The sequence below is a fragment of the Streptomyces niveus genome (genome assembly GCF_001723055.1).
In the GTDB taxonomy this organism is placed as follows: Bacteria; Actinomycetota; Actinomycetes; order Streptomycetales; family Streptomycetaceae; genus Streptomyces; species Streptomyces niveus.
The window spans coordinates 1-13,856 of record NZ_MDCR01000279.1 but is presented as its reverse complement, the minus strand read 5'-3'; the positions used below and the strand labels follow the sequence as shown (position 1 = coordinate 13,856).

Below are 13,856 nucleotides of genomic sequence, written 5' to 3'. Positions count from 1 at the left end.
AGCCGCGGCGGCCGTCGCGGGCGGCCCGGGGAGCGCGGCGCCGAGGGCGGCAGGCGCACCGCCGCATAGCTGTTCGTCAGGGGCCGGACGGGCCGGGAGCCCGTCCGGCCCCTGCGACAAACCGGCGACAACGGGCGGATGTCGTGCCCGTACCGACCGGTTAACTTCCCGAAAACTCCACCGACTTGGCATTGACGTGCACACGTCTACGCGCGTCATCATGAGGGCATGCGAATCCCCCCACGAATCGCCCTCATCGGCGGCGCGGCCGCCCTCCTGTCCACCCTCCTCGTCGGCGGCACGGCGGCCACCGCCGCCACCGCCGCCCCGCTCGCGGTCGGCGACATCTGCTACTCCGACCTGCCGTCCCAGGCGCACGACACCCTCGACCTGATCGACCAGGGCGGGCCCTACCCGTACCCGCAGGACGGCGGGGTCTTCCAGAACCGCGAGGGACTGCTGCCGCAGCAGTCCACCGGCTACTACCACGAGTACACCGTCAAGACGCCGGGCTCGCCCGACCGCGGCGCGCGGCGCATCGTGACCGGCAACACGCAGCAGGACTACTACACCGCCGACCACTACGCGTCGTTCGACCTCGTCGACCACGGCTGCTGATCCCGCGTCTCCACGACAGACAGGTAGCCTCCGCCCCATGACTGTGACGTATGTGATCCCCGGGGCGGAGGTCACCGGCCTGGAGCGTTTCTGGGAGGTGATCGGCGAGGCCGTGAACGGCCCGGACGGTTACTTCGGCCGTAACCTCGACGCCTTCGCCGACTGTCTCAGCGGCGGCTACGGGACCCCGGACGACCGGGACTTCGTCATCGAGTGGCACGAGGCCGCACTCTCACGGCGCGCCCTCGGCCACGAGGAGACCGCACGGCAGCTCCGGCTCCGGCTGGCGCGCGTTCCCGAGGTCAACAGGGCACGTGTGGAGGGGGAGTTGGCCGAGGCGGAGGCCGGCCGTGGCCGCACCGTCTTCGACTGGCTGACCGAGATCATCGACGAACGCGCACCGGGCACCCTGCGCCTGCTCTGACCACGCCGGGTCCCGCCCTACCGGCCCCGTGGCAGCAGACCCTCCAGCCGGCGCCGCACCGCCGCGTCCGGGAGGCCGCGTACCGCGGTCGTCGCGCTCTCGCGCGCCCGGCCCGTCAGCGAACCGTCCGCCAGCATCCTCGCCAGGGCGTCCACCGCCCGGGGGTCCCGGCGCGCCGCCAGACCCCGTGCCGCCTCGGCGGCCGTGACGCGTACCGGGTCCGTCAGCCGCGCCGCCAGCGCCTCGCGGACCGCCGGTGTGTCGGCGCCGGTCCCCGCCAGGGCCGTCGTCGCCCGCTCCCGTACCGCGTTGTCGATGTCCGTGCTCAGCACCGTCAGCGCCGCGACCCCCTCCTCGTGGTCGCCCGGCACCAGGGCGGCCAGCGCCACGGCCACCCGGCGGCGTATCCGTGCATCGGGGTGGGCGGCGTGCCGCAGGATCTCCGGCAGGACCGCCGTCTCGCCCTGCTCCCCGAGCGCCGTCACACACGCGCCGATCAGCTCCGGCGTCCGCGCGCCCGCGCTCAACTCCCGCAGCGCGGGCAGCGCTTGCGCCGCGAACGGTCTGTCGCCGTCCGCCGCGTCCGCCGCGCCCAGCCGTGCGAGCACATCGGCCGCGAACGCGCGGCGCGCCGGATCGTCACTCGCGCACCAGGCCAGCGCCGCCCGGAGCGACTCCTCGTCGCCGCGCCGCCACAGCGCGGCCACCGGCTCCAGCCAGCCGTCCCGGTCGGGCACCGCGCACCGCAGCGCCCGCCCCGCCAGCTCGTCGAACGGCGTCCGGATGTCCAGGGACTCCTCCAGGACCGTGGCGATCGCCCCGTGCCCGGTCTGCCGTTCCAGGCTCGCGATCGGCGCACCGTCCTTCAGGGTCTCCACGACGACCGTCACCCCGCCGTCCTCCTCGATCCGGCGCACCACCGTCTCGTCGCCACCGCCGGCCATCGGCAGCAGCTCGGCGTGCAGTTCGTGCTCCACCGCCTCCGGCGCGCTCCACCGCAGCGCCTCGGCCAGCGCCTCCTCGCGCGCCCCCGCGCCGTGCCGCAGCAGGGCCCGTACGGTCGACGGCGAGCCACGCCGGGCCGCCGTCACCAGTGGCGGTTCGCCGTCCGGGGCGCCGCCGCCGGGGCCGGGCAGGTCGGGGTCCGCGCCGTGTGCCAGCAGCGCATCCACCGTGTCCGTGTGACCCTGCCCGACCGCCCAGGCCAGCGCGGTGAAGCCGTACGCCTCGCGCCGGTCGGGGCGCGCGCCCGCCGCCAGCAGGGCCAGGACCACCTCCGTATGACCGCCGCACGCGGCCCCGCACAGCGGCAGATCGCCGCCGTCGGGTCCGCTCGCGCGCTCGGGGTCGGCGCCCGCCGCCAGCAGCAGGCGGACCACACCGGGTTCGTCGCTCACGGCGGCGGCGTACAGGGCGCTCTGGCCGTCCTGGTCGGTCGCCTCGGCGGGGACGCCGGAGCGGAGCAGCGTGACGACGGTGTCGTCCCGGCCCTCGTACACGGCCGAGAACAGCTCGTCCCACGCACCGTCGGGGCCCGCTGTCCGCTCATTCGTCATACTTCGACCTTCGCCCGGGGAGGTCATTCACGCCAAATCGACAGAGCGATGACCATCCGTCACGAGCGGTGAAGTCCCCTTCGGTCAGGGGAAGTTCAGGTGTCGCAGTCGAGGACGGTGTGACAGAGCTGGCATCGTGCCCGCACCCGGCCCCGGACCGGCACACGGATGCGCTGGAAGCAGGTGGGGCAGGCGAACGACACCCGCAGTCCGTCGGCGAGGCGCTCGAAGCCGTACGCCCGGCCCGCGTCCCCCGATCCCGATCCGGACCCGCCCGGGTGGTCGAGCGCGTAACGGCGGTCCTTCGCGTACCGGTGCCGGCCCGACCAGCCCGCCGTGGTCAGCGGCGGCTGCTGCTCGTCCCGTACGGCCTGGGCCTTGCCCTTGGTGTAGGCGGTGTAGCCCTGCGGGCTGGTGAACCAGATGCCCGGGTCCTCGTTGAACACCATGGCGCGCTTGGCCAGTACGTAACCGAACTCCTCCGGCGTCAGATAGCCGAGCTTCTGGCTGGAGTCCCGGTCCTCCCGGAACGCGTCCAGCAGCAGCCACCCGGCGCCCAGGTAGGTCGTCACGGTGTCGGTCAGGATCTCGTTGTCGCGCGTGCCGGGGAAGCTCAGCCCGAGCCGGTGCAGCAGGACATGGGTGATCTCGTGCGCGAGGGCGGCGCCGATGTCCCTGCGGTGTGTCCGGAAGCGGTCGTTCAGCTCGATGAAGTACTCCGGCCCGGCCGTCAGCTCGACGCTCGCCGCGTGCTCCATCTCGCGGAAGCTGACGATCATCCGGGCGTCCGGCAGATGCAGCTGCTGGACCAGCGCGCGGGCCACCCGCTGCACCCCGAGATGGAGGTCGTCGTGGTCGGCGAAGGCGACGTCGGCGGGCGCGACGCTGGTGTCGTACTGGTGGATCCCCTCGTCCGACAGCCGCCGGTAGAGCGCCGTGATCGCGGCCCGCGCGGTGTCGAGATGCGGATAGCCGTGTACGACGGCGCTGCCGTTCGCCCCGCGTCTGTCCGTCACGCCACTACCCCTTCGTAGGACGGTCGACCGTCATCAACTGTACGGCGGCACCCCCGCCGGCCGTGGAGCGAGACCCGAGCGTTCGGTTGGCCGAAATCTATGTCTTGTGCCACGGCTGATTTCTTCCGCATAATCCGGATCACGCTGTGGCGGGCGGAACGGGCGGTCTTTTTTCTCATCGGTCGTCGGGTCGGCTTCGCCATGCGTACGGCACCCCCACGTGCTGAGCGTCATTCGTACACAGCTTCACGCACGACAGCCCCACGCAAGACAACGCAATGCACTGTTTCCCCCCACGAAAGGCAGTCAGTTGAGCTTCCTGCGTGCCCTGAAAAGATGTGCCGTCGTCGGCGCGGTCGTCCTCGCCGGTGTCAGCCTGCAGCCCACCACCGCGTCCGCCGCCCCCGCCCCGGCTCCGCCGGTCGTCGGCGGCACCCCCGCCGAGCAGGGCGAATTCCCCTTCATGGTCCGCCTCTCCATGGGCTGCGGCGGCGCGCTCTACGAGCAGGACATCGTCCTGACCGCCGCCCACTGCGTGGACGGCTCAGGCCCGAACACCGGCATCACCGCCACGGCGGGTGTCGTGGACCTCCAGAGCCCGGACGCCATCGAGGTCAACTCGACCGAGGTCCTCCAGGCCCCCGGCTACAACGGCACCGGCAAGGACTGGGCGCTGATCAAGCTCGCCGAGCCGATCGACCTGCCCACGCTCGACATAGCCACGGACGACTCGTTCAACAACGGCGAGTTCACCGTCGCGGGCTGGGGCGCGGCCACCGAGGGCGGTGCCCAGGAGCGGTACCTGCTCAAGGCCAACGTCCCGTTCGTCTCCGACGCGGACTGCGAGGGGGCGTACGGCAGCAGCCTCGTACCGTCCGAGGAGATCTGCGCCGGCTTCGTCGACGAGGGCGGGACCGACACCTGCCAGGGCGACTCCGGCGGCCCGATGTTCCGTGACAACGGCGCGGGCGGCTGGATCCAGGTCGGCGTCGTCAGCTGGGGCCAGGGCTGCGCGCGGCCCGGCTTCCCGGGCGTCTACACCGAGGTGTCCACCTTCGCAGCCGACATCCAGTCGGCAGCGGCGGGTCTCTGACGCCCTGTCGGAGGGGTCGCCCGCGCGCTGAGCGCGTGATGTGACACGCAAGAGGAAGGGTGGGTTCCGGACCAGTCGGTCCCGAACCCGCCCTTCGTTCTTTTTGGGGGCTCGGTTCGCCTCCGGGGCGCTTTGTGCCCCTGTCGACGGTCGACCGTGCTCGGTCCGCTCGTTCCTCACGGACCTGCGCGCGCTCTTCCTTTCGACAGCGGCGCGCCCCTTCGGCTCACTCGCCCTGCCCGGCTTTCGCCCGTGTGGGCGCCTTGTCGGGGGATGCGCGCGCGGCGGTCGGGGGTGTGGGCGGGATCCGGTGTTCGGTGGCCGGACGACGACCGGAGGCCGACCGTTCGGTTGGCTGAGATTCGTATCTTGTGGGGCCGCTGCTGCCCTCCGGATAATCCGTCTCGCGTTCCTGTCGGGCTCATGCCAATGTCGTGCAACGCGCGTCGACCCGTGTGTCCTACAGGAGCAAAATCCCTCAAGCCCCCACGAAAGGCAGACCGTTGAGCATTCAGGGTGTCCTCAAGAGATGCATCGCTGCCGGCGCTGTCATGCTCGCCGCCATCAGTCTCCAGACCACCAGCGCCTCCGCCGCCCCCGTGCCGGAAGCGCCCAAGACGCAGGCCGCCGCCCCCCTCGCGCCCCCCGTCGTCGGTGGCACCCGCGCCGCCCAGGGTGAGTTCCCCTTCATGGTCCGCCTCTCGATGGGCTGTGGCGGCTCGCTGTACTCGTCCACCGTCGTGCTGACCGCCGCCCACTGTGTGAGCGGATCGGGCAACAACACCAGCATCACCGCCACCGCGGGCGTCGTGGACCTCCAGAGCACCAGCGCCATCAAGGTCCGCTCCACCAAGGTCCTCCAGGCACCCGGCTACAACGGCTCGGGCAAGGACTGGGCGCTGATCAAGCTCGCCCAGCCCATCAACCTGCCGACCCTGAAGATCGCCACCACCACGGCGTACAACAACGGCAACTTCACCGTCGCCGGCTGGGGTGCGGCCACCGAGGGCGGCGCCCAGCAGCGCTACCTCCTCAAGGCCACCGTGCCGTTCGTCTCGGACGCCACCTGCAACTCGAACTACGGCGGCCAGCTCATCGCCAGTGAAGAGATCTGCGCCGGCTTCGCCGCCGGTGGCACGGACACCTGCCAGGGTGACTCCGGCGGCCCGATGTTCCGCAAGGACAACGCCGGCGCCTTCATCCAGGTCGGCATCGTGAGCTGGGGCAACGGCTGCGCCCGGCCCAACTACCCCGGTGTCTACACCGAGGTCTCCACCTTCGCCTCCCAGATCGCGTCGGCCGCCTCCACCCTGTGATCCGACCGCTCTGACCGTGTGACCCGCAGAGGCGGGACAGGCCAACAGGACCGGCGCCGTCGGCGCGTTAGTCCAAGACCTGTCCCGCCTTTGTCCATGGGCGCACCCACTCCTCGCCACGCACATTGACGTGCACGGAACACCGTGGACGAAGAGGAGCGACGTGTACGCCAACGAAAGTGACCGAGGCCCCCGCCGCAGAACCGTCGTGGCCGCCACCGCACTCGCGGGGGCCGGCGCGGCCCTCGCCACCCCCGGCGGTGCCTTCGCGGCCGGTACGAGGGCACTCCCCGCGCCCGCCCCCGGCACCCGCGAGAGCGTCCTGCGCTCACGCGAGCTGGAGGTCCGCGTCGACAGCGGCTTCCCGCGCGTCGTGTCGTACACCGACCGGGGCACCCGCGCCGTCCTGCACGGACAGGGCGCCACCGTCAGCACGGTCGTCGTCGACGGGACGCCGCACACCCCGAAGGTCGCCGCCCGGCCCGCCGGGCGTGGAAAGATCTCCTACACCCTCGCCTTCGACGGCGGCACCGAGATCGACGTCGAGATCGCCGTCGACGGCTGGCGCGTCGACTGGCGCGTCACCCGCATCGCGGACACCGACGCCCTGCGCGTGGGCACCCTGGAGGTGCCCGAACTCGCCCTGCTCTCCGTACGCAGCGACCAGAGCGGCGCCACCCTCCTCGCCGCCCGCGTCGAACTCGACAAGGCCAAGAGCGGCGACACCCTCGTCAAGGTCACCCCCGACACCCCCGCGAAAGCGGCGGCAGGCTGCGCGTACGCCGTCGTGGCACACGACCGGCTCGGCGGCGCCGTCGAGACCAACACCGTGTACGACAGGCCCGCCGCCGGGACCACCTGGGACAACGGCCGGCTCCGGCACCGCACCGATCGGCAGGACGGCGCCGCCGTGGCCCTGCTCGGCTGCGGCCAGTGGACACACCGCGCGCAGGGCTCACCCGTGGACGCCACCGAGCCCCTGCCGTACGCCACCGTCATCGTCACCCGCGACCGGAGCGGAGAGCGGAACGGCTCCGGCACCGTCGACTGGCAGGACGCCGCCATCGCCTTCCGCGACATCATGGTCAACCCGCTCGGCGCCGGCGAACAGCACCTGCGGGTCGTCCCGCACATCCCCTTCAACTTCGCCAGCCAGGCCACCAACCCCTTCCTCGCCACCCTCGACCAGGTCAAGCGGATCTCCCTGGCCACCGACGGCCTGCGCCAGTACACCCTCCTCAAGGGCTACCAGTCCGAGGGGCACGACTCGGCGCACCCCGACTACGCCGGAAACCACAACACGCGCGCCGGCGGTCTCACCGACCTCAACACCCTCCTCAAGGAGGGCGCGAAGTGGCACAGCGACTTCGGCGTCCACGTCAACGCCACCGAGTCCTACCCCGTCGCGAACGCCTTCTCCGAGACACTCGTCGACAAGAACGACGAGCAATGGGACTGGCTCGACCAGAGCTACCGCATCGACGCCCGCCGCGACCTCGTCTCCGGCGACATCGTCAAACGCTTCCAGGACCTGCGCGACGAGACGCACCCCGCGCTCAACACCCTCTACATCGACGTCTTCCGCGAGTCCGGCTGGAACTCCGACCGGCTCCAGCGCGCCCTGCGCGACCAGGGCTGGCACATCACCACCGAATGGGGCCACGGACTGGAACGCTCCGCGCTCTGGGCGCACTGGGCCACCGAGACCGACTACGGCCCCGACACCTCACGCGGAATCAACTCCCAGCTCATCCGCTTCATCCGCAACCACCAGAAGGACGTCTTCGCCGACAAGTGGCCCACCCTGCTCGGCATCCCGCGCACCGGCAACTTCGAGGGCTGGGTCGGCAAGACCGACTGGAACGTGTTCTACAAGCAGATCTGGACCGAGTCGCTGCCCGCCAAGTACCTCCAGGCGTACCCGATCCGGCGCTGGAGCGAGCACGAGATCAGCTTCGCCGGGCCGACGAAGACCGTCGTCAGTGACACCGGCGGCGCCCGGCGCATCACCACCGACGGACGGCTCGTGTACGACGACGGGCGCTACCTGCTGCCCTGGGAGCCGCGCGAGGCCACCGACCCCGCCAAGCTCTACCACTACAACCCCGCGGGCGGCAGCACCCAGTGGCAGCTGCCGCGCGGCTGGGCCCACCGCTCCCGCACCGCCCTGTACCGCCTCACCGACCAGGGCCGCGAGCACGTCGCCGACCTGCCGGTACGGGGCGGCAAGGTCACCGTCGACGCCGAGGCCGGGCAGCCGTACGTGCTCTACCCCGCCCGCGTACCCGGCAGCCCCGACCCGCACTGGGGGCAGGCGACGCCCGTCCACGACCCCGGCTTCAACTCCGGTTCCACGGACGGCTGGCGGGTGACCGGCGGCCCGGCCCGCGTCGAGCTGAGCGCGCTCGGCGACTACGAGCTGGTGATCGGCGCGGGCGGCGCGACCTCCGTAGGACAGCGGCTCGAACGCCTCGCGCCGGGCACCTACGCCGCGTCCGTACAGGTCGAGGTCGGCACGGTGGCGGGGGAGCGGCGCCGGGCCGCCCTGGAGGTCCGCACCTCCGACGGCGTGACGGCCGTCAACTGGACGGACAGCTCCACGGCGGGCAACTACGTGGCCGCCGACCGCAAGCACGGCACCCGCTTCCAAAGGATGTTCACCCACTTCACCGTCCCCGAGCGCGGCGGCCCCGTCGATCTCGCGCTGACGGCGGCGGCGGGCGAGGCGCGCGTGCGGTTCGACAACGTACGCGTCGTCAAAGCGCGCCGCTCCGCCCGGCGCGGGGCCCTGGTCTTCGAGGACTTCCAGCACGTCCCGCAGGGCTGGGGCGTCTTCGTCAAGGGTGACGCCGGCGGCGCCACTGACCCGCGCACCCACATCGCCCAGCGGCACGCGCCGTACACGCAGCGAGGCTGGAACGGCAAGGCGATCGACGATGTCGTCGACGGCACCGAATCGCTCAAGTCACGCGGCGAGAACGACGGGCTGGTGTACCGCACCACGCAGCACACCGTCCGTTTCGAACCGGGCACGCGCTACCGCGTCACCTTCCGCTACGAGAACGAGAAGGCCGGACAGTACGCCTGGATCACGGCCGTGGACGAGCCGGGGGAGCGGGAGCTGTCGCGCGCCGCACTGCCCGTCACGACCGAACCGGCAGTCCTGAGCTACGAGTTCACCGCCCCGGCGAGCGGTGAGGCGTGGGTCGGGCTGCGCAAGGTCGGGGACGACGGCACGGCGGAGTTCGTACTGGACGCCTTCGAGGTCCGCGAGGTGTAGACACCGGCGCCGGACGGGCCGCGAGGCCCGTCCGGCACGGCGGTGGAGGCGCGGGCCGTCGTCACGTCAGTCGTACGTGACCCTCGCCCGCGCCCTCCAGCTCCAGCACCCACACCTCGTTGCGCCCCGCGCGCAGCACCGGCCCCGGCACGTACAGCGACTCCTGCGGGCCCACCGCCCAGTACCGGCCCAGACAGAAGCCGTTGACCCAGACGAAGCCCCGCGTCCAGCCCGGCAGCCACAGCCGGGCGTCACCGGGGGACACCACGTCGAAAGAGCCCCGGTACAGGCCCCGCGCGCCCGGCCAGGACGGGGCGCGCAGCGGCAGCGCGGCGACCGCCGCCGCGTCGTCGAAGGCGTCCAGCCGCAGACCCCGCGCCCGTACCCCGTGCAGATACTGCCGCTCGTGCAGGAAACCGCCCGTGACGCCCTTCGGCTCACCCGTACGCGGCCCGTAGTTGACCCGCCCCAGCGACTCCACCCACGCCTCCACCTCCGCCGGACCGGCCACCGGCTCCGCCACCACCGGGTCCTCCTCCCGCAGCACCCCCGCCCGCACCCCGTCGACGTGGACCACCGCCAGATCGCGCAGTCCCGCCAGGGTGAGCGGATACGGCCGCCGGGGACCCGGCACGCTCACCCGGTAGCGCACCAGCCCCCGGTCCACGCCCAGTTCGTCGAACGACGGCGGCACCGGCGTCCGCGTCTCCGGCCCGCCCAGCGCGTCGATCACCTCGTCCAGCGGCGCCCACCCCGTCAGCTCCGCCCGCACCGGCCCGCCGCCCAGCACCGGGGGAGCCGGCGGCACCTCGGGCAACGGGCCCTCCTGGTAGCGCGCCAGCACCTCCCGGAACAGCCAGAACTTCTCCGTCGGCCGCCCCGCCTCGTCCACCGGCGCGTCGTAGTCGTACGACGTCACATCCGGCTCCAGCGCACCGTCGTGCAGCGCGCCCGCGCGATTGGCGCCCGCCCGGCCCGCGAAGCTCGTACCGCCGTGCGCCATGTAGATGTTCACCGAGGCGCCGCACTCGAGGATCTCCCGCAGCGCCCCCGCCGCGTCCGCCGGATCGCGCACCGCGTGCGCGGCGCCCCAGTGGTCGAACCAGCCGCACCAGAACTCCATGCACATCAGCGGGCCGTCCGCCCGGTGCTCACGCAGCGTCCCGAACGCCGCGCGCGCCCCCGAACCGAAGTTCACCGTCGCCAGGACACCGGGCACCGAGCCACCCGTCAGCATGTGGTCCTCCGGGCCGTCGGAGGTGAACAGCGGCACCTCGATCCCGCAGTCACGGAGCAGCGCCGCCAGTGAGGAGAGGTACGGCAGGTCGGAGCCGTAACTCCCGTACTCGTTCTCGACCTGCACCATGACCACCGGGCCGCCGCGGCCGATCTGCCGGGAGACGACCTGCGGCAGCAGGCGGCGCAACCACCGCTCCACCGGCCCCAGGAACTCCGGATCACCCGTCCGTACGCGCGCGCCCACCGCCGCCGTCAGCCAGTGCGGCAGCCCGCCGTTGTCCCACTCCGCGCAGATGTACGGGCCCGGCCGCACGATCGCCCACAGCCCGGCGCCCGCCGCCGCGTCCAGGAACCGGCCCAGCGCCTCCACATCCGCGTACCGGCCCGGCGCGGGCTCGTGCAGATTCCACGGGACATACGTCTCCACACAGTTCAGGCCCATCGCGCGCAACATCCGCAGCCGGTGCGGCCACAGCTCCTCACGCACCCGGAAATAGTGCAGCGCCCCCGACAGCAGCCGTACCGGCCGGCCATCCACCAGGAAATCCCTGTCACCTACAGTGAACTCGGCCACGGACGCCGCCCTTCGGTTCGATCAAGTCCCGGGCCCACCCTCACCCCCTGGTCAGGGACGGGTCCATGGACAAAGATCGGCAGGATCTTGGACTCGCCGGACCGGCCGAGAAGGAGCGACAGCGGATGTACCACACCTGGATGCGCTACTTCACCCCCAGCCCCGTCCACCACCGGCTCGGCCTCGTCTGCCTCGGCGTCGGCCTCCAGCACGGCCGGCTGCCCACCGTCGGACCCCGCGTCCTCGACCACCACGTCGCCGTCGTCATCGGCGCGGGCAGCGGCTGGTACCGCGACCCCGAAGGCCACCGCACCACCGTCACCGCGCCCGCGCTGCTCTGGCTGCTGCCCGGCGTACCGCACCACTACGGCGCCGACCCCGAGACCGGCTGGGACGAGAGCTTCGTCGACTTCACCGGCCCCGCCACCGCCACGTACACCGAACTCGGCTACATCGAGACCGACCGCGCCGTCGTCCCCCTCTCCGACGCGGCCACCGCGCGCGCCGCCGTCGGCCGCATCGTCCGCGCCGCACGGCGCGGCAACCCCCTCCTGGAGGTCGAGACCGGCGCCGCCGTCCACGAACTCCTCGTCGAACTGCGCCGCGCCCGCGCCGACACCAACCCCGAGGGCGAACTGGTCCTCCAGGCCCTCGCCCGCGACGCGTTCCTGCCGCTGTCCGTCGCCGAACACGCCGCCCGGCACGGCATGACACCCGCCGAACTGCGCGGCGCCGTCCGCAGAGCCGCCGGCTGCAGCCCCAAGGACTATCTGCTGGGCATCAGACTCGGCCGCGCCAAAGAACTCCTCGCCGCCACCGAACTGCCCGTCGCCGCCGTCGCGCGCCGCGTCGGCTACGACGATCCGGCGTACTTCTCCCGGCTGTTCACGCGCCGCGTCGGCACCGCGCCCATCCGCTTCCGCAAGCGCCAGGGCCGGGCCGTCCCCGGCGGCTGGAGCACCTGCGTCCCCGACCCGGACCGGCCGCCGACGATCACGACGCCCTCTCCGTGAGACGCGTCGCCCGCCGTACGCCGCAGGCCCTAAGCTTCCGGACCATGACCACGAGCGACAACGACGACAAAGGCGGCATCGACCCGTCCGTCCAGGCCGAGCTGGACCGGCTGCGCGGCAGTATCGACAACATCGACGCGGCCGTCGTCCATATGCTGGCCGAACGGTTCAAATGCACCCAACAGGTCGGCGTCCTCAAGGCCGTGCACCACCTGCCGCCCGCCGACCCGGCCCGCGAGTCCCGGCAGATCACCCGGCTCCGCCAGCTCGCGGAGAGCGCCAGGCTCGACCCCGCGTTCGCCGAGAAGCTCCTGAATTTTGTGATCGCCGAGGTGATCCGCCACCACGAGACGATCGCGGACAGCTCCGGGCGCCAGGGCACGGCCTAGACCAATCCCGGCACTTGGGGCGTGTCCGGCGCTTGCGGACAACCCCGGCCCGCGACGTGCCCTCCCCCCGCTTCCGTACCCCGCCCGTGCGCTCTCAGCGCAACCCCCACCCGCTGCGCGTCCCCGGACCCATCGGGCAGCATGTCCCCATGTCCGTACTGACGCGCGACGAAGCGCAGACCCGTGCCCAGCTCATCGACGTCCACCGGTACACGGTCGCCCTCGACCTGACCACCGGCGACGAGACCTTCGAATCCCGTGCCGCCATCCAGTTCACCGCCCGCGCGGCCGGAGACACCTTCGTCGAGCTGAAGCCCGCGCTGCTGCGCTCCGTCACCCTCGACGGGCAGCCCCTGGACCCCCACACGCTGGACCAGAACCGCCTCGCGCTCACCGGCCTCACCGAGGGCGAGCACGAACTGCGCGTCGACGCCACCATGCGCTACTCCCGCACCGGCGAAGGCATGCACCGCTTCACCGACCCCACCGACGGCGAGACCTACGTCTACACCCAGATGTTCCTCGAAGACGTCCAACGGGTCTTCGCCGTCTTCGACCAGCCCGACCTCAAGGCCGTCTTCGCCCTCAGCCTCACCGCCCCCGAAGGCTGGACCGTCCTCGGCAACGGCATCGCCACCGACGAGGGCGACGGACACTGGAGCATCGCGCCGACCCCGCCCATCTCCACCTACCTCGTCGCCGTCGCCGCCGGCCCCTGGCACTCCGTACGCACCGAACACGCCGGGCTGCCCTTCGGCATCCACTGCCGCCGCTCCCTCGCGCCCCATCTCGACGCCGACGCCGACGAGATCCTCACCATCACGCGCGCCTGCTACGACCGCTACCACGAGAAGTTCAAGGAGCCGTACCCCTTCGACTCCTACGACCAGGCCTTCGTCCCCGAGTTCAACGCGGGCGCCATGGAGAACCCGGGCCTCGTCACCTTCCGCGACGAATTCGTCTACCGCTCCGCCGTCACCGACACCGAGCGGCAGACCCGCGCCATGGTCATCGCCCACGAGATGGCCCACATGTGGTTCGGCGACCTCGTCACCCTCACCTGGTGGGACGACATCTGGCTCAACGAGTCCTTCGCCGAGTACATGGGCTACCAGACCCTCACCGAGGCCACCCGCCACACCGACACCTGGGTCGCCTTTGGCATCGACCGCAAGTCCTGGGGGTACGACGCCGACCAGCGCCCCTCCACCCACCCCGTCGCACCCGACCCCGACGCCGTGCCCGACACCGCGTCCGCGATGCTCAACTTCGACGGCATCTCCTACGCCAAGGGCGCCTCCGCGCTGCGCCAACTCGTCGCCTGGCTCGGCGAGAAGG

The 13,856-nt window shown here is 72.0% G+C and carries 11 protein-coding genes; 8 read left to right on the top strand and 3 right to left on the bottom strand.

The features are described from left to right. Nucleotides 1–228 precede the first annotated feature (228 nt). Nucleotides 229–618 (top strand): guanyl-specific ribonuclease, encoded by a 390-nt coding sequence (locus BHU15_RS28025; RefSeq protein ID WP_023542441.1) that lies wholly within the window; start codon nucleotides 229–231, stop codon nucleotides 616–618. A gap of 37 nt (nucleotides 619–655) precedes the next feature. Continuing rightward, entirely contained in the window at nucleotides 656–1,042 is a 387-nt protein-coding gene (locus BHU15_RS28020) for a barstar family protein (RefSeq protein ID WP_069629724.1), read from the top strand. A 17-nt stretch (nucleotides 1,043–1,059) separates the two neighbouring features. Here BHU15_RS28020 and BHU15_RS28015 read toward each other — a convergent pair whose 3' ends face one another. Both BHU15_RS28015 and BHU15_RS28010 read right to left on the bottom strand, forming a co-directional pair. Beyond that, nucleotides 1,060–2,598 (bottom strand): ankyrin repeat domain-containing protein, encoded by a 1,539-nt coding sequence (locus BHU15_RS28015; RefSeq protein WP_069629723.1) that lies wholly within the window; start codon nucleotides 2,596–2,598, stop codon nucleotides 1,060–1,062. 95 nt (nucleotides 2,599–2,693) lie between these two features. Further along, nucleotides 2,694–3,614: a hypothetical protein gene (locus BHU15_RS28010; RefSeq protein WP_069629722.1), complete on the bottom strand. Its 921-nt coding sequence runs from the start codon at nucleotides 3,612–3,614 to the stop codon at nucleotides 2,694–2,696. A 310-nt stretch (nucleotides 3,615–3,924) separates the two neighbouring features. Between BHU15_RS28010 and BHU15_RS28005 the strand changes: the two genes are divergently transcribed. The 3 genes from BHU15_RS28005 to BHU15_RS27995 all read left to right on the top strand — a co-directional run bounded on the left by BHU15_RS28005 (nucleotide 3,925) and on the right by BHU15_RS27995 (nucleotide 9,303). Continuing rightward, entirely contained in the window at nucleotides 3,925–4,707 is a 783-nt protein-coding gene (locus BHU15_RS28005; protein ID WP_069629721.1) for a S1 family peptidase, read from the top strand. A gap of 551 nt (nucleotides 4,708–5,258) precedes the next feature. Further along, entirely contained in the window at nucleotides 5,259–6,023 is a 765-nt protein-coding gene (locus BHU15_RS28000) for a S1 family peptidase (protein ID WP_069629720.1), read from the top strand. A 163-nt stretch (nucleotides 6,024–6,186) separates the two neighbouring features. Further along, a complete protein-coding gene (locus tag BHU15_RS27995) occupies nucleotides 6,187–9,303 on the top strand; it encodes an endo-alpha-N-acetylgalactosaminidase family protein (RefSeq protein ID WP_069629719.1) in 3,117 nt (1,038 codons plus the stop codon). Between the two features lie 61 nt (nucleotides 9,304–9,364). Here BHU15_RS27995 and BHU15_RS27990 read toward each other — a convergent pair whose 3' ends face one another. After that, on the bottom strand, nucleotides 9,365–11,116 hold the full coding sequence (locus BHU15_RS27990; protein WP_069629718.1) for a glycoside hydrolase family 35 protein: 1,752 nt from the start codon (nucleotides 11,114–11,116) through the stop codon (nucleotides 9,365–9,367). 125 nt (nucleotides 11,117–11,241) lie between these two features. Between BHU15_RS27990 and BHU15_RS27985 the strand changes: the two genes are divergently transcribed. The 3 genes from BHU15_RS27985 to pepN all read left to right on the top strand — a co-directional run. Next, nucleotides 11,242–12,129 carry a helix-turn-helix domain-containing protein gene (locus BHU15_RS27985; protein ID WP_069629717.1) on the top strand — a complete coding sequence of 296 codons (888 nt, stop codon included), beginning with the start codon at nucleotides 11,242–11,244 and terminating at the stop codon, nucleotides 12,127–12,129. A gap of 44 nt (nucleotides 12,130–12,173) precedes the next feature. Beyond that, complete coding sequence (locus BHU15_RS27980) at nucleotides 12,174–12,518, top strand: chorismate mutase (RefSeq protein WP_069629716.1); 345 nt, start codon at nucleotides 12,174–12,176, stop codon at nucleotides 12,516–12,518. A gap of 149 nt (nucleotides 12,519–12,667) precedes the next feature. Beyond that, a partial coding sequence (gene pepN / locus BHU15_RS27975) for an aminopeptidase N (protein WP_069629715.1) occupies nucleotides 12,668–13,856 on the top strand: 1,189 nt, incomplete at its 3' end.